The sequence below is a fragment of the Geodermatophilus sp. SYSU D00696 genome (assembly GCF_054050235.1).
Window position 1 is genome coordinate 234,012 of sequence record NZ_JBJGYY010000001.1, and the last position, 15,814, is coordinate 249,825.

The window sequence follows — 15,814 nt, forward strand, 5'->3', positions numbered from 1 at the left end:
GGAGCCGGCCGCGCGGGCCGATCGGCGTCACCGGGTCACGGTCACCGGCTCGGCCCGCTGGGGGGTGTCGGGGCCGGCGGACCGGTGGCCGTCCTGCCGGGAGCGGAGGAACAGGAGCACACCGGCGACGAGGAGCACGGCGCCCAGCCCGGCGAGGGCGAGCGGCAGGGTTCGCTGCACCAGCGTGATCTGGTCGCGGGTCTCGGCCGCGCCCTCGGCCGCGGTGCGCACCCCCTCCTCGGACGGGCCGAGGTCGGCGGCGAGGACGGTCACCCCGTCGTCGCCGGAGGGACCGCGGAGCACGGTGACCGGCTGCTCGACCGAGCGGACGATCTTGCCGCTGACCGGCTCGACGAGGATCTCCCGCTCGCTGCTGTAGACGACGTCGGCGGTGACGGTGTCGCCGGACGACTCGCCGGCCAGCGTCCCGGGGACCTCGACCTGGGAGATGACGGTCTCCGGGATCGACTGCACGAAGCGGTAGACCTCGACGCCCTCGACCTCGTCCTCGCCGTCGTAGCGGGCCGGGACCGCCTCCCGGACGCTGTTGTTCCACAGGTCGTAGTCGCGCTGCTCGGTGTCGAACGGGAAGGTGAGGGTCAGGCCCTCGATGTCGACCGGCTCGCCGTTGATCGACCGGGCGTCACAGCCGACGCTCGCAGCGGTGTCGCGGTCGAGGCAGTTGACGACCTCGGTGGGCGCGGTGACCAGCTCGCCGTCCTCGTCGGTGATGGCGGTGCCGTAGTTCCACACCGCGACGTCGTCGGAGGCCTCGTCGGCGGACGGGTCGCCCTGGACGGTCAGCCGAGCGGTGATCGGCCCCCGGACCTCCTGGAGCTCCCCGAGGTCGAGGTAGGTGGCCGCGTCGTCGCTCGCCTCGGACGTCGCCTCCTGGTCCAGCGGCAGGCTCACCAGCGCCGGCGCGAGGAACAGCCGGACGGCGAGGGCGGCACCGAGGCAGAGGCCTCCCAGGCCCAGGAGAACGAGCCCGAGGACACGTCGGCGCATGTGGAGGGACCTCCCGAGGCGTTGCGACGGCTCCTGCGGCGTCGCGGCGGCGTCACATTACTGTCGGGTAGGCCACACGCCAACTCCGGCCGGTCCCCGCGGGTACCGGTCCCCCGATCGGGTCGGTACCCGCCTTTATCGGCCCCGACGACCGAGCCGGTAACCGCCGTTACCAGCTGTCACGGGTAGTGACGGCGCAGCACCAGGACGACGTTCCACGACGCCACCTCGCGCAGCCCCGGCACGCGGGTGACCCACGCCGCCCACCAGGGGTGGTAGCGCGGGAGGACGGCGAGCAGGTCGGCGTCGGGGCAGCGCCGCGCCCACCGCACCGCCGCCCCGGCCGAGACGGCGAACAGCGACTCGCCGTAGCGGTTCTTGGGCTCCCGACCGGTGCGGCGGCGGTAGCGGCGGCGGGCGCGGGCACCGCCCAGGTAGTGCCAGGGCGCGGTCTCGTGGCCACCCCACGGGGACAGCCACGGCGTGAACGACAGCAGGACCGTGCCGCCGGGCCTGGTCACCCGCACCATCTCCTCGGCCATCACCCACGGCCGCGCCACGTGCTCGAGGACGTTGGACGAGTAGCAGACGTCGACGGCGCCGGTGCGGACCGGCAGGGCCTCGCCGCTGCCGCGCAGGGTGCCCGGCTCGGGCGCGCCGCGCGCGGCCATCTCCCCGGCGTCGGGCTCGAGCCCCACGTAGGTCGCCCCGGCCGCGCGGAAGGCGCGGGCGAAGTAGCCCGGGCCGCCGCCGACGTCGAGGACGGTGGCGCCGGCGAGGTCGGTCCACCGCGCCAGCTGCCGCACGGAGTCATCGGCCAGCGCGCCGTAGAACGTGTCGGGGTCGGTCTGCTCGACCAGGAACGCGCGGAACAGGCGCACCGACCGTTCCAGAGTGGCGGTTCGGTCCATTCCGTGCTGTCTCCCTCTGTCGACCATTCGGGCGGCTGGAATGGCTGGTACGCGTCTGTATCGTGCCGCGGGTGATCCGCGTCTCCCGCCGCCGACGACCGCCGGCCGACGTCCTCTTCGTCAACTGGCGCGACGAGCGCCACCCCGAGGGCGGCGGGTCCGAACGGTACGTGCACCGCGTCGCCGAGGGCCTGGCGGCCGCCGGGCTGGACGTCGAGCTGTTCTGCGCGGCGCACGAGCGGGCGCCGCGCGAGGAGGTCGTCCGCGGCGTGCGGGTGGTCCGCCGCGGCGGGCGGCTGGCGGTCTACCCGCGGGCGCTGCTGCACGTGGCCCGGCGCCGGCCGCGGCTGGTCGTCGACGTGCAGAACGGGCTGCCGTTCTGCAGCCCGCTGGTCACCCGCGCGCCGGTGGTGGTGCTCGTCCACCACGTGCACCGCGAGCAGTGGCCGATCGTGTTCGGCCGGCTCGGCGGCGCCGTCGGCTGGTGGCTGGAGTCGCGGCTGGCCCCGTGGGTGTACCGGCGCTCCCGGTACGTGACGGTGTCGGACGCGACCCGCCGCGAGCTCGCCGGCCTCGGCGTGGCGCCCGCCCGGGTGACCGTCGTCCCCAACGGCGTCGAGCCGGCGCCGCCGGTGACGGTGGAGCGCTCGGCCGCTCCCCGGCTGGTGGTGCTGGGCCGGCTGGTGCCGCACAAGCGGGTCGAGCACGCGCTGGAGGTGCTGGCCCGGCTGGGCCGGCACCGGCCGGACCTGTCGCTGGCGGTCGTCGGGGAGGGCTGGTGGGACGAGCGGCTGCGCGCCGAGGCCGCGCGGCTCGGCGTCGCCCACCGGGTGGAGTTCCACGGCTTCCTCGGCGAGGAGGCCAAGCACGCCGAGCTCGCGCGCGCCTGGGTGCACCTGTGCCCCTCGGTCAAGGAGGGCTGGGGGCTGGTGGTCACCGAGGCAGGTGCCCACCGGACGCCGACGGTGGGCTACCGCTCGGCCGGCGGGCTCACCGAGTCGGTGCTCGACGGCCGCACGGGCCTGCTCGCCGACGACCTCGACGGGCTGACGGCGGCGGTGGAGCGGCTGCTCGACGACGCGCCCGCGCGGGCGGCCATGGGCGCGGCCGCGGCCCGCCACGCCGCCGGGCTGGACTGGGGGTCGAGCGTGCGGGGCTGGGGTGCGGTGCTGGCGTCCGCGCGGGCGGACGCCGGCACCGGGTCAGCCGCGGGTGCCGTAGTCGAGGACGTCGACCGGCTGCTGGTCGCTCTGCTCGACCGCGGAGGTGTCGGGGTCGACCACGGCGGTCACGCCCGCGACGGCGGCGGCACCGACACCGGCGCCGGCGCCGAGGGACAGCAGGACGGCCAGGAGGGTCTTCACGCGGCGACTCGATTCTCCGGGGGACGGCGACGCAGCGGGACCATAGACGCCGCGAGCGTGATCCACAACGCGGCACCCGCCACCGCGCCCAGCGCGGCGCCGTGAGCCAGCAGCACCGCCGCGGTCCGCAGCGCGCCGGGCCGCGGTCCCTCGACCGCGCCGGGCACGCGGTACAGCCGCAGCTCCGAGCCGTCGACGACCAGCGGCAGGGCGGTCACCGCCGCGGGCACCGGCGGGCCGGGCGTGCCGAGCTCGACCAGCACCCAGCCCACGCCGAGCCGGGCCAGCCGGTCGGGGTCCCCGGCGGCGGGGAGCACCTCCGCCGCGCGGGGGTCCTCGCCGCGCACGGGCGCGCCGTCGACGACCAGCGTGTCGTCGGCGACCACCGGCCGGGTCAGCCAGCGCGCGGCCGGGTCGAGCTGCGTGCGGCCGTCGTTCCAGGCGAAGGCGCGGTAGGCGCCGGCCGGGAGGACCAGCACGTCGCCCGGCGCGCCGTCGTCGGCCAGCACCTCGCGGACGGTCTGCCACTCCCCCGGCCAGGCGGCCGGCTGCAACCGGCCGCCGACGCCCCAGGCCAGGTCGGGGACGGCGACCAGCGGCAGCAGCAGCGCCAGCCCGGCTGCCGCCGCGGCGGCGGCGCGGGGCAGCACCGTGCCGGCGGCCGCGACCGCGAGGCGGGCGCCGAGCCCGGCGCCGACGGCCAGCGGCAGCGCCCACCAGGCGGCCCACTTCTGCCCGTCGCGCAGCAGGCCCCCGCCTGGCACCCCGGCGACGGCCGCCTCGAGCAGTGCCGCGGCGCCCGGCAGCACCCCGGCGAGGGCGAGCAGCAGGCCCGCGGCGCCGAGCGCGAGCAGCCGGGTGCCGGCGCCGCGGCGCGCACCGCGGCCGGCCCAGCCGGCGACGGCGAGCCCGAGCAGCAGCGCGGTGACCAGCGGGACCAGCGCCGACGTCCGGCTGTCGGGGACCGCCGCGCCGTTCCAGACGCCGCCGGTGCCGAGCACCGCGCCCGCCGCGCCCGCCCAGTTCTCGCCGCGCGCGGCGAAGGCGGCCACCCCGGCCGGGTCGGAGGTGCCACCGGCGGGGCTGAGCGCCCCGGCGACCACCCAGGGCGCCGACAGCAGCGCCACGGCACCCAGCCCGGCGGGCGCGCGCCGCAGGCCGGTGCCGGCGAGGACCGCGCCGGCAGCCAGCAGGCTGCCGGTGGGGGTGAGCGCCGCGGGCGCGACGGCGAGCACCAGCCGCGGCCACGCCCGCGGCTCGCCGGCGCGCAGCCGCAGGCCGGCCCGCACGATCCAGGGCAGCGCCGCCCAGCCGACCAGCAGCGCCCAGTGGCCGAGGAGCAGCCGCTCGGCCAGGTAGGGGCTCCAGCCGTAGACCAGCCCGGCGACCGCCCCGGCCAGTCCGCGCCGGCCGTCGGGCCCCGGGGGCACCAGCCGGGCGGCACCGAGCACCGCCGCGGCGACGGTCAGCAGCAGCACCGCCTTCTGCACCAGGTCCCCGGGGACGACGGCGGTGATCAGCCCCATCGCGCCGTCGACCGGGACCGCCCGCGGCAGCGAGCCGCCCAGCCCGAGGGCGTCGAGGTCGAGGTCCTGGCGGGGCACCGAGACCATGTCGACGAGGTTCACGTGCCCGGGGGCCAGGGCCGGCGCGGTCACCAGCACGGCGACGGCCACGGCGAGCACCCGGGCCGGCCACGGCGAGCGGTCGGGGACGACGGCGGAGTCCACGGAGCCGTCGAAGGCGCCCGTCACGCGTCCTCCCCCCGGCTCCCGGTCCCCGCACCGGGGCCCCCGCAGGGTAGGGCGGCCGCGTGACGCTCCCCCGCCCGCGGCACCCGGAGGGGGGAGCCGCGCGCGTCGCCGGGGCGGTCCCGGCCGCCGTGCTGTCCGGGGCGCTGCTGGCCGTCAGCGCGCTGTCCTACGTCGTCACGGTGCTCGCCGCGCGGCTGCTCACCCCGGCCTCCTACGGCGAGCTGGCCGCGCTGCTCGGCGTCCTGCTCGTCGGCGTCGTGCCGGCCACGGGCCTGCAGACGGCGGCCGCGCTGCACCTGGGCGACCCGCGGTCGGGCCCGGCCGACGCCGCCGCCCGGCGCCTGCACGCCACCGCGCTGCTGGCCGCGGGCGCGGCCGGGCTCGTCGGCCTGGCCGCGGTGCTGCCGGTGACCGCCCTGCTGCGGCTGCCCGACCCCACCTCGGCGGTGTGGATGCTGGCGGTGCTCGTGCCGCACACCCTGGTCGGCGCCTACGACGGGATCCTCCAGGGCACCGGCCGCTACGGGCGGCTCGCGGTCGTCGTGGGAGCGTTCGGGCTGCTCAAGGCCGGCGGTGCGGTGGCCGGCCTGCTGCTCGGCGGGACGCCCGCGGCGGCGCTGGCGGGCATGGCGGCCGGCTGCGCGCTGGGGGCACTGGTGTCGTGGGCCGGCTGCGGCCGGCCGGGGGTGTCCGGCGGCCTGCGCGGGCCGGCGCGGTCGACGCTGCGGGCGTCGGGCGCGCTGCTGGGCCTGGTGCTGCTGGTCAACCTCGACCTGCTGCTCGCCCGCCACCACCTGCCCGCGGCGCTGGCCGGCGAGTACGCGGTCGGCGCGGTGTTCGCCAAGGTCGCGTACTGGCTGCCCCAGGGCGTCGGCGTGGTCGTCCTCCCCCGGCTGGCCGACGCCGCCGGCCGGCGGCGGGCCCTGTCCTCGGCGCTGGCCGTCGTCGCCGCGGTCGGCGGGGCGCTCACGCTGGCCACCGCGGCCCTGGGCGCCGCCGCCCTGCCGCTGGTCGGCGGCGCCGCCTACGGCGCCCACCTGGGCGGGTGGACCTGGGTGTTCGCCGCGTCGGGCACCGCCCTCGCGCTCGCCCAGCTGCTGCTCTACAACGGCATCGCCGCGGCCGACCGGGTCGCCGCGGCCGCGGTGTGGGGCGCCGTGGTGCTGGAGACCACCGTCGTGGGGGCGCTGGCGGCCGCCGGGGCGCTGTCGGTGCTGACCGTGGCCGCCACCGCGGCGGGGGCCGGCGCGCTGCTGGTCGCCGTCGGCCTGCTGCGGCTGCGGCGCGCCCCCGCCCCGCCGGCGGACCCGCTGGCCGAGGCGGAGGTCGCGGGCGCGACGGTCAGCGGCGCGCCGGTCGCAGTGCCAGCACCGCCAGCGCACCGGCCGCGCTGACGCCGCCGGCGGCCAGGGCGGCGGTGTCCCAGCCGGCGACCAGCCCGGCCGCGGTGCCCGCCGGGTCGCCGGCGGTGACCAGCAGCACCACGAGGGTGACCCCGACGGCGGCGCCCAGGTAGCGCGCGGTGTTGTTGGCGCCGCTGCCCATGCCGGCCCGCTCCGGCGGCACGTGCGCCACCGCCTCGCGGCCCAGGGCGGCGTTGACCACGCCGTAGCCGACCCCGAGGACGACCAGCCCGGGCAGCAGCCGCAGCTCCGAGGAGCCCGCCTCGAGGACCGCGAGCGCGGCCAGTCCCGCCGCCGACACGGCGAGGCCGGCGGCCAGCAGCAGCCGGCCGTCGACCGCGGGGAGCCAGCGCACCCCGACCGAGGTCGCCGTGGCCACCGCCGACCAGACCAGCACGAGCACGGTGGTGGCGAGCAGGGTGGCGCCGAGGGCGCGCTGCAGCACCGTGGCGAGGAAGGACATCAGCCCGACCGTGGCCGCGCCGGTGACCAGGGCGCCCAGCAGCGCGGCGTGGAACCCGCGGACGCGGAACAGCCCGAGGTCGACCATCGGCGCGCGCACGCGGGACTCGGCGAGGACGAACCCGGCGGCCAGCAGCCCGCCGGCGGCCAGCAGCGCCGCCGTCGTCGCGGTGCCGGCGCCGGACCGGGGGGCGACCAGGCCGACGAGCAGGCAGGTGACCGCGGCGACCAGCAGCACCGGCCCGGCGACGTCGACCCGCGGCCGGCGCCCGCGCGGGGACTCCGGCAGCAGCAGCCGGGCGGCGACCGCGAGCAGCACGGCGACGACAGCGGTGGCGACGTGCGTGGCCCGCCAGCCGGTGTCGCCGTCGAGCAGCACCGCGGCCAGCCCGCCGACGCCGGTGCCCGCACCGATGGCCGCACCCCACACCGCCGCGGCCCGCGCCCGCGCCGGGCCCAGCGGGAAGACCTGGGCGATCAGGCCGAGCGAGCAGGCGAGCACCGCGGCACCGCCGACCCCCTCGGCCAGCCGTCCGGCGACGAAGACGCCGGTGCCCGTCGCCGCGCCCGACACCGCCGCGCCCGCGGCCAGCAGCACCAGCCCGGCGGTGAAGACGCGCCGCCGGCCGAGGTCGTCGGCGGCCGCGCCGCTGACCAGCAGCGCCGCGGCCAGCCCGACGCTCATCGCCGAGAGCAGCCACGCCTGCCCGCCCGGGCCGGTGCCCAGCTCGCGCGCGGTGGCGACCGTGGTGGCCAGCGGGGTGACGAACGCGGCGAGCACCACCAGCGTGCTGGTGGCGACGACGGCCAGCGTCCGCGACTGCGGGGACGCCGCGTCGACAGCAGCGGGCGGACGGGACCGGACCGGGATGGACACGCACGCCCCCAGGGACTCGACGTTGTCAGTTGGATTCCCGAACTGACGCGGTCGACGGTAGCAGCCGCGCGCCGCCGGCGGGAGTGGCCGGCGGGAACGGGCGCGCATGGCCCGGACGGAGCGCGGGCAGGAGCAGCGGCGGGAGGCACCGTCCGGGTGCCGCAGGAGCAGGGAGGAGCGCGCCGATGGCGTCCGTCATCCACTTCACGATCGCGACCGTCGCCGAGGAGAGCCCGGACTTCCGCCGGGTGCTGTGGACCGGGGAGAACACGCAGCTCGTCGTCATGACCATCCCGCCGGGCGGGGAGATCGGCGAGGAGGTCCACGAGGACATCGACCAGATCCTGACCTTCGTCAGCGGGGTCGGGGAGGCGAAGGTCGGCGGGGCCACCAAGAAGGTGGCGCAGGGCGACCTGGTCGTCGTCCCGGCCGGGACCAAGCACAACTTCCTCAACACCGGGCCCAATCCGCTGGTCCTCTACACCGTCTACGGCCCGCCGGAGCACGCCGACGGCGCGGTGCACCACACCAAGGAGGAGGCCGACGAGGCCGAGGAGTCGGGGCAGGACGAGCCGCCGTCCCAGGAGTGACCGCCCTCCCCGGTGCCTCCCGCACCCGCGCGGGGCACCGGGGACACTGGTCCGGTGACCGTCGTCGACGCCGCCACCACCGAGATCGCCGAGGCCCTGCGACGGGCCGGGATCGGCGACGTCGACGACTCGGGCCTGGCCCGGGCGCTGTACTCCTCCGACGGCTCGCTGTACCGGGTACTTCCGCGCGCCGTCGTCCGCCCGCGGCACGCCGACGAGGTGCTCGCGGCCTTGGAGGTGTGCCGCGAGCTCGGCGTGCCGCTGACCATGCGCGGGGCGGGCACCTCGATCGCCGGGAACGCCGTGGGCACCGGCGTCGTCGTCGACACCAGCCGGTACCTCACCCGCGTGCACGCGATCGACCCCGAGGCGCGCACCGCCGTCGTCGACCCCGGAGTGGTGCAGGCCGCGCTGCAGGTCGCCGCCCGGCCGCACGGGCTGCGCTTCGGCCCCGACCCGAGCACCGCCAACCGCTGCACCGTCGGCGGGATGATCGGCAACAACGCCTGCGGCTCCCGCGCACTGGGCTACGGCCGGACGTCGGACAACGTCGTCGGCCTCGACGTGGTCACCGGCACCGGGCAGCGGCTGCGGCTGTCCTCCGGGTCGGCCGTCCACGGGCTCGACGACCTCCGCGTCCTGGTCGGCCGCGAGCTCGCCACCATCCGCACCGAGCTCGGCCGCTTCGGCCGGCAGGTGTCGGGCTACTCGCTGGAGCACCTGCTGCCCGAGCACGGCTTCGACGTCGCCCGCGCGCTGGTGGGCAGCGAGGGCACCCTCGCCCTCGTGCTCGGGGCCACCGTGCGGCTGGTCGCCGACGCCCCGCACCGCGGGCTGGTGGTGCTCGGCTACCCCTCGATGGCCGACGCCGCCGACGCCACGCCGGGGCTGCTGCGGCACGGGCCCACCGCGGTCGAGGGCCTCGACGAGCGGATCGTGCAGCGGCTGCGCGACGTGCCGGCCGCCGTCGTCCCCGACCTGCCCCGGGGCGCGGGCTGGCTGATCGTGGAGCTGACCGGCGACACGGTCGCCGAGGTGGCGGCCAAGGGGGCCGGCGTGGTCGCCGACGCGGGGGCGGTCGACGCGCTGGTGGTCACCGACGTCGCGCACGCCGCCGCGATCTGGCGGATCCGGGAGGACGGCGCCGGCCTGGCCGCGCGCACCTCCGACGGGCGGCCGGCGCACGCCGGCTGGGAGGACGCCGCCGTCCCGGTGACCTCGCTGGGCGCCTACCTGCGCGAGTTCGAGGCGCTGCTGGAGCAGCACGGGCTGCAGGGCGTGCCCTACGGCCACTTCGGCGACGGCTGCGTGCACGTGCGGATCGACTTCCCGTTCGGCCGGGAGCCCGACCGGGGCCGGGCCGCCTACCGGGCCTTCGTCACCGAGGCGGCCGCGCTGGTGGCCCGCTACGGCGGGTCGGTGTCGGGCGAGCACGGCGACGGGCGGGCCCGCAGCGAGCTGCTCGGCAGCATGTACTCCCCTGCCGCGCTGGACCTGTTCGCGCAGGTCAAAGGCGTGTTCGACCCCGCCGACGTGCTCAACCCCGGCGTGCTGGTGCGGCCCGCGCCGCTCGACGACGACGTCCGGGTGGCCGCCGCCCCGCGCCGCCGGGACGGGCTGGCGCTGGCCTACCGTCACGACGGCGGCGACCTCTCCAACGCCGTCCACCGCTGCACCGGCGTCGGCAAGTGCCGGGCCGAGCCCTCCGGCGTCGCGGTGATGTGCCCGTCGTGGCCGGCGACCCGGGAGGAGAAGGACACCACCCGCGGGCGGGCGCGGGTGCTGCAGGAGATGCTCGCCCCCGGCGGCCCGGTGCGGGACTGGCGCTCCCCGGAGGTGCACGCGGCGCTGGACCTGTGCCTGTCGTGCAAGGGCTGCTCGCGCGACTGCCCGACCGGTGTGGATATGGCCAGCTACAAGTCCGAGGTGCTGCACCAGTCCTACCGGCGGCGGCTGCGCCCGCGCTCGCACTACCTGCTGGGCCGGCTGCCGATGTGGGCCGACCTCGCCGCCCGGGCCCCGCGGCTGGTCAACGCGGTCACCTCCTCGCGGCTGGGCGGGCGGCTGGCGCGCTGGACCGCCGGGGTCGACCAGCGCCGCGACCTGCCGGCGTTCGCGCGGCGCACCTTCCGGCAGGAGTGGACCCCCCGCCCCGGCGACGGCACCCCGGTCGCGCTCTGGGTGGACTCGTTCACCGACCACTTCGCCCCACAGGTGGCGCACGCGGCGGTGCGGGTGCTCGAGGCCGCCGGCTACACGGTGCAGGTGCCCGCCGACGACACCTGCTGCGGGCTGACCTGGACCACCACCGGCCAGCTCGACACCGCCAAGCGGATCATCGGCGAGACCGTGCGGCGGCTGGCGCCGCTGGTCGACGCCGGGATCCCGGTCGTGGGGCTGGAGCCCTCGTGCACCGCGGCGCTGCGCAGCGACGCCGTCGAGCTGGTCGACGACGACGCCGCCGCGCGGGTCGCCGCGGGCACCCGGACGCTGGCCGAGCTGCTCACCGCGACCGAGGGCTGGGCGCCGCCGTCGCTGGCCGGCGTCGAGGTGGTCGCCCAGCCGCACTGCCACCACCACGCGGTCATGGGCTGGGCGGCCGACGAGCGGCTGCTGCGGCGGGCCGGCGCGACGGTCACCCGGCTGGGCGGCTGCTGCGGGCTGGCCGGCAACTGGGGCGTCGAGCGCGGGCACCACGACGTGTCGGTGGCGATCGCCGAGCAGCAGCTGCTGCCCGCGGTCCGCGCGGCCGGGAGCGACGCCGTCGTCCTGGCCGACGGGTTCTCCTGCCGGACCCAGCTCGACCAGCTGGCCGGCCGCCCCGGGCGCTCGCTCGCCGAACTGCTGGCCGACGCTCTGGACGAGGCATAGGAAGCTCTCCGCACGTCTCGGCGGCCGGCACGTGCGGATAGCTTCCTTTGCCTGGGGCCCGACCGGGGAATGACCGGCGGCCGGCGGCGTTGCGGCCGGGCATGACGACCATCGGCATCATCGGCGCCGGCCACATCGGCACGGCGCTCGCCCAGGCGGCCACCGACGCGGGCTACGACGTCGTGCTCGCCAACTCCCGCGGTCCCGAGACGCTGAGCGACCTGGTGCAGTCCATCGGGGCGCGGCCGTCCCGGCGGGGCTCGGTGCGGGCGGCGACCGCGGCCGAGGCCGGGACCGCCGGCGACCTGGTGGTGGTGACCGTGCCGCTCAGGGCGATCGGGGACATCCCGGTCGAGCCGCTGGTGGGCAAGGTCGTGCTCGACACCAACAACTACTACCCGGAGCGCGACGGGCACGTCGCCGAGCTGGACGACGGGTCCACGACCAGCTCGGAGCTGCTGCAGGCGCACCTGCCCACGTCGCGGGTGGTCAAGGCCTTCAACCACGTCCTCGCCGCGCACATCACCGCCCGGCGCAGCGTGCCCGGCACGCCGAACCGGCGGGCCGTCGCCATCGCCGGGGACGACGCCTCGGCCCGGGAGGCGGCCGCCTCGCTCATCGACGACCTCGGCTTCGACGTGGTCGACCTCGGCCCGCTGGCCGAGGGCTGGCGCGTGCAGCCCGGTACCCCCGGCTACGGCCCCGACCTCGACGCCACCGGCATGCGCCGGGCGACAGCGGAGGCCGCCCGGACCGCGTGAGCGCGGCCTAAGCGGCGCGGCGCGCCAGGCGGTCGCGGGCGGCGGCGAGCAGGGCCGGTGCCAGCGCGGCGGCGATCCGGGCGTAGCCGGCCGAGGACGGGTGGAACCGGTCGGCGGAGAACATCGCCGGGTCGGCGGTGAAGGCCCGGCCGACCTCGGCGGCCACCGGCGCGACGACGGCGCCGTGCGCCCGGGCGACGGCGGCCTGGCGCTGCTGCAGCACCGCGCACGCGGCCTGCACGGCGGGCCGGAACGCCGGCGGGACGAACGGCACGCTCGACATGTCCGGCGCCGGCACGACCACGACGTCGGTACCGGCGGCGCGCAGGTCGGCCACGGCGGCGCCGAGCGCGGCGGTGGCCGCGTCGACCGGCACGAACCGGGCGAGGTCGTTCGCGCCGATCACCACGACCGCGAGGTCGGCGCCGAGCGGCGCGGCCCGGCGCACCTGGGCGGCGAGGTCGCGGGAGACCGCGCCCGGGACGGCGAGGACGGTGAGGTCGGTGGCGATGCCCTCGTCGCGCAGCGCCCGCGCCAGGCGCGGGCCGAGGCCGTCCTCGACGCGGGCGGCCCCGGTGCCGAAGCCGATCGAGTCACCGAGGACGACGAGGCGGAGGGGAGCGGTCACGCCGGGTACAACGCCGGCAGCCCGGACGCTCTGCCCGCCGGTCCCACGACCGGCCGTGACCCGCGCCACCCGACCCCGGCCGCAGAGGCCCTCGCGGCTGCCAGGATGCCCGCGTGGTGGAACTCGAGGAGACCCTGCTGCCCGGCATCGGCGTGCGCTACGGACTCACGACGCGCGCCGGTGACCGCCTCGCCGTCGTCGTGCAGCGGGAGGGCGGCATCGAAGTCTCCGTCTACGACCGTCGCGACCCCGACCGCACCCGCGGCGTCATCCGGCTCGACGCGGACGAGACCGGGGTCCTCGCCGAGCTGCTCGGCGCCCCCCGCCTGACGCAGCGCTTCGTGGACCTGTCCCGGGAGGTCCCGGGGCTCGAGTCCGGCCGCTTCACGGTGCGGCCCGGGTCGCCCTTCGAGAACCGCCCGCTGGGCGAGACCCGCGCCCGCACGCTGACCGGCTGCTCGGTCGTCGCCCTGGTCCGCGAGAGCGACGTCGTCACCTCGCCCGGGCCCGCGGACGTGCTGCACGCGGGCGACGTCCTGGTCGCCATCGGGTCGGCCGCCGGCCTCGGGCAGCTGGCCGCCCGGCTCGACGGCGACACCCGGGCCTGAGGAGTGCACGGCACCGAGGCGCTGCTGGTCGAGCTGGGGCTGCTCTTCCTCGGCCTGGCCGCCCTCGGTCTGCTGGCCCGCCGGCTGGACCTCTCCCCGATCCCGTTCGTGCTCGTGGCCGCCCTGGCCGTCGGCGAGGGCGGCATCGTCCCGTTGACGACGGCCACGCCGTTCATCGAGGCCGCGGCCGAGATCGGCGTGGTCCTGCTGCTGCTCGCCCTGGGCCTGGAGTTCTCCCCGGACGAGCTGTTCGCCTCGCTGCGCCACCACGGCCGCTCCGGCCTCGTGGACCTGCTGCTCAACGCGCCGCCCGGGCTGGTGGCCGGCCTGCTCCTGGGCCTGCCGTGGGAGGGGGCGCTCGCCCTGGCGGGCATCACCTACATCTCGTCCTCGGGCATCGTGGCGCGGCTGCTGGCCGATCTGGGCCGGCTGGCCAACCGCGAGACGCCGGCCGTGCTGTCGGTGCTGGTCCTCGAGGACCTCGCGATGGCGCTGGTCCTGCCGCTGCTGGCGGTGGCCCTGGCCGGGGGCGGCCCGGTGGCGGCCGCTGGCGGCCTGGCGCTGGCGGCCGGCACGGTCGTGCTGGTCCTGGCCGCCGCCCGGCGGCACGGGCACCACCTCGGGCGGCTGCTGTCCTCGCCCGACGACGAGCAGGTGCTGCTGCGCCTGGTCGGGCTGACCCTGCTGGTTGCCGGCGCGGCCCAGGCGCTGGGCGTCTCGGCCGCCGTCGGCGCCTTCCTCGTCGGGCTGGCCCTGCCCTCGCCCTTCGCGGAGCGGGTGCGGCGGATCCTGACGCCGCTGCGCGACCTGTTCGCGGCCACCTTCTTCGTGGCCTTCGGGCTGGCCACCGACCCGGCCGACGTCGTCCCGGTCCTCCCGGCCGCGCTGCTGCTGGGCGGTGTGACCGCGGCGACCAAGATCGCGACGGGGTGGTACGCCGCCCGCCGGGACGGCGTCGCGGTCCCCGGTCGCTGGCGGGCCGGGACCGCACTGGTCGCCCGTGGGGAGTTCTCGGTGGTGATCGCCGGCCTGGCCGTGGCGGCGGGTGTGGCCGAACTCGGCCCGCTGGCCACCGCGTACGTGCTGCTGCTCGCCGTCGCCGGTCCGCTGCTGACCCGGCTGGTCGAGCCCCGGCCGGCGCGTCCGGAGCGCCCGGCGGCCGCCTGAGGGGCACCCCGACGCGACGGGCCCGGCCGGGAGTCCTCCCGGCCGGGCCCGGTGACAGCTAGGCCTTGGGGCCGCCCGCGGCGTAGACGACCTGGCCGGAGACGAAGCCGGCGCCCTCGCTGACGAAGAAGGACACCAGGTGGGCGATGTCCTCGGGCTGGCCCACGCGCTGCACCGGGATCTCCTTGGCGGCGTAGGCGATGAAGTCGTCGAACCCGATGCCCATGCGCTCGGCGGTGGCCTTGGTCATCTCGGTCTGGATGAAGCCGGGGGCGATGGCGTTGGCGGTGACGCCGAACTTGCCGAGCTCGATGGCGAGGGTCTTGGTGAAGCCCTGCAGACCGGCCTTGGCCGTCGAGTAGTTGGCCTGGCCGCGGTTGCCCAGCGCCGAGGTCGACGACAGGTTCACGACCCGGCCCCACTTCGCGTCGACCATGTACTTCTGGCACGCGCGGGTCATGAGGAACGAGCCCCGCAGGTGCACGTTCATGACGACGTCCCAGTCGACCTCGGTCATCTTGAACAGCATGTTGTCGCGGGTGACGCCGGCGTTGTTCACCAGCACGACGGGGGCACCGAGCTCGGCGGCGACGCGGTCGACGGCGGTCTGCACCTGCTCGGCGTCGCTGACGTCGGCACCGACGCCCAGCGCCCGGCCACCGGCGGCCTCGATCTCCTGGACGGTGTCCTTGGTGGCCGCCTCGTCGAGGTCGAGCACGGCCACGGCGAAGCCGTCGGCGGCCAGCCGCTTGGCGGTCGCGGCGCCGATGCCGCGCGCCGCGCCGGTCACGATGGCGACGCGGGGGGTCCCCTCGCTCATTGCAGTTCCTCTCGCTGGTGGCGGCGGCGTCGGTGCCGGCCGTCCTCGTGGGGGCCACCGGCCCCCACCGGGGGGTGGCCCACGCTGCGCCGGACACGTTACGTCGGGCGCGAGGCGCTCCCGACGGCGGTCCGGCGGCGTGTCAGGGCCAGATCGAGGCGACGATGATCGCGGCGACCGACAGCTGCGCGGCGCCGCTGACGAGGGCCGCGGGGTGCAGGCCGACCTCGGTGACCAGGTGCCCGAGCCTCCCCGGGGTGATGAGGTCCAGGCCGACGAAGGCGATCGCCTGCAGGACCACGCCGAGCAGGCCGAACACCACGGTGTAGAGCAGCGCCTGGCCGAACCCGGCGGTGGCGTTGGTCCAGATGGTGGTGAAGGTGATGGCGCCCTGGGCGAGGAACCCGGCGGCGAGGACGACCCCCGCGCTCACCGACCTGTCCTCGTAGATGTGCCGGCCGAGGTGGCCGGGGGTGAGCAGGTCGAGGACGAGGTAGCCCACGGCCAGCAGCACGAGGCCGACGGCGGTGTAGGCGACGGCGTAGCCGATGCTGGCCAGCACGGGCGGGACCTCCGGGGACGGACGACGG

The 15,814-nt window shown here is 77.5% G+C and carries 14 protein-coding genes; 7 read left to right on the forward strand and 7 right to left on the reverse strand.

The window, feature by feature from the left end:
• Positions 1-27 precede the first annotated feature (27 nt).
• Entirely contained in the window at positions 28-1,008 is a 981-nt protein-coding gene (locus ACI79O_RS01095) for a DUF3068 domain-containing protein (protein ID WP_456913142.1), read from the reverse strand.
• Between the two features lie 179 nt (positions 1,009-1,187).
• Positions 1,188-1,919 (reverse strand): class I SAM-dependent methyltransferase, encoded by a 732-nt coding sequence (locus ACI79O_RS01100; protein ID WP_456913143.1) that lies wholly within the window; start codon positions 1,917-1,919, stop codon positions 1,188-1,190.
• Between the two features lie 71 nt (positions 1,920-1,990).
• Here ACI79O_RS01100 and ACI79O_RS01105 point away from each other — a divergent pair, with 71 nt between their 5' ends.
• Positions 1,991-3,388 (forward strand): glycosyltransferase family 4 protein, encoded by a 1,398-nt coding sequence (locus tag ACI79O_RS01105; RefSeq protein WP_456886046.1) that lies wholly within the window; start codon positions 1,991-1,993, stop codon positions 3,386-3,388.
• Here ACI79O_RS01105 and ACI79O_RS01110 read toward each other — a convergent pair.
• Positions 3,280-5,037, reverse strand: coding sequence for a hypothetical protein (locus ACI79O_RS01110; RefSeq protein WP_456913144.1), 1,758 nt, complete (start codon positions 5,035-5,037; stop codon positions 3,280-3,282). The genes ACI79O_RS01105 and ACI79O_RS01110 overlap by 109 nt on opposite strands.
• 59 nt (positions 5,038-5,096) lie before the next feature.
• Here ACI79O_RS01110 and ACI79O_RS01115 point away from each other — a divergent pair, with 59 nt between their 5' ends.
• Positions 5,097-6,431: a hypothetical protein gene (locus ACI79O_RS01115; RefSeq protein WP_456913145.1), complete on the forward strand. Its 1,335-nt coding sequence runs from the start codon at positions 5,097-5,099 to the stop codon at positions 6,429-6,431.
• On the opposite strand, the gene ACI79O_RS01120 is transcribed toward ACI79O_RS01115, so the two are convergent.
• Positions 6,379-7,779, reverse strand: a complete 1,401-nt coding sequence (locus ACI79O_RS01120) for an MFS transporter (RefSeq protein WP_456913146.1) — start codon at positions 7,777-7,779, stop codon at positions 6,379-6,381. The genes ACI79O_RS01115 and ACI79O_RS01120 overlap by 53 nt on opposite strands.
• A gap of 185 nt (positions 7,780-7,964) precedes the next feature.
• Here ACI79O_RS01120 and ACI79O_RS01125 point away from each other — a divergent pair, with 185 nt between their 5' ends.
• From ACI79O_RS01125 to ACI79O_RS01135, 3 genes are all read left to right on the forward strand, one after another.
• Complete coding sequence (locus tag ACI79O_RS01125) at positions 7,965-8,369, forward strand: cupin domain-containing protein (protein ID WP_456886053.1); 405 nt, start codon at positions 7,965-7,967, stop codon at positions 8,367-8,369.
• A 54-nt stretch (positions 8,370-8,423) separates the two neighbouring features.
• The gene (locus ACI79O_RS01130; protein ID WP_456913147.1) at positions 8,424-11,240 is read left to right on the forward strand and encodes an FAD-binding and (Fe-S)-binding domain-containing protein; all 2,817 of its coding nucleotides are present in this window, start codon (positions 8,424-8,426) and stop codon (positions 11,238-11,240) included.
• Positions 11,241-11,341: 101 nt separating this feature from the next.
• The gene (locus ACI79O_RS01135; protein WP_456886056.1) at positions 11,342-12,001 is read left to right on the forward strand and encodes an NADPH-dependent F420 reductase; all 660 of its coding nucleotides are present in this window, start codon (positions 11,342-11,344) and stop codon (positions 11,999-12,001) included.
• Positions 12,002-12,008: 7 nt separating this feature from the next.
• Here the strand turns inward: ACI79O_RS01135 and ACI79O_RS01140 are convergent, their stop codons facing one another.
• The gene (locus ACI79O_RS01140) at positions 12,009-12,629 is read right to left on the reverse strand and encodes a GDSL-type esterase/lipase family protein (protein WP_456886058.1); all 621 of its coding nucleotides are present in this window, start codon (positions 12,627-12,629) and stop codon (positions 12,009-12,011) included.
• A gap of 113 nt (positions 12,630-12,742) precedes the next feature.
• On the opposite strand from ACI79O_RS01140, the gene ACI79O_RS01145 reads away from it, so the two are divergent.
• Both ACI79O_RS01145 and ACI79O_RS01150 read left to right on the forward strand, forming a co-directional pair.
• Entirely contained in the window at positions 12,743-13,237 is a 495-nt protein-coding gene (locus ACI79O_RS01145; protein ID WP_456886060.1) for a cation:proton antiporter regulatory subunit, read from the forward strand.
• Positions 13,238-13,240: 3 nt separating this feature from the next.
• Positions 13,241-14,404 carry a cation:proton antiporter gene (locus ACI79O_RS01150; protein ID WP_456886062.1) on the forward strand — a complete coding sequence of 388 codons (1,164 nt, stop codon included), beginning with the start codon at positions 13,241-13,243 and terminating at the stop codon, positions 14,402-14,404.
• A 58-nt stretch (positions 14,405-14,462) separates the two neighbouring features.
• On the opposite strand, the gene fabG is transcribed toward ACI79O_RS01150, so the two are convergent.
• Positions 14,463-15,224 (reverse strand): 3-oxoacyl-ACP reductase FabG, encoded by a 762-nt coding sequence (gene fabG, locus ACI79O_RS01155; protein WP_456913148.1) that lies wholly within the window; start codon positions 15,222-15,224, stop codon positions 14,463-14,465.
• Between the two features lie 142 nt (positions 15,225-15,366).
• Positions 15,367-15,786 (reverse strand): DUF350 domain-containing protein, encoded by a 420-nt coding sequence (locus tag ACI79O_RS01160; protein WP_456886066.1) that lies wholly within the window; start codon positions 15,784-15,786, stop codon positions 15,367-15,369.
• Between the last annotated feature and the right edge of the window lie 28 nt (positions 15,787-15,814).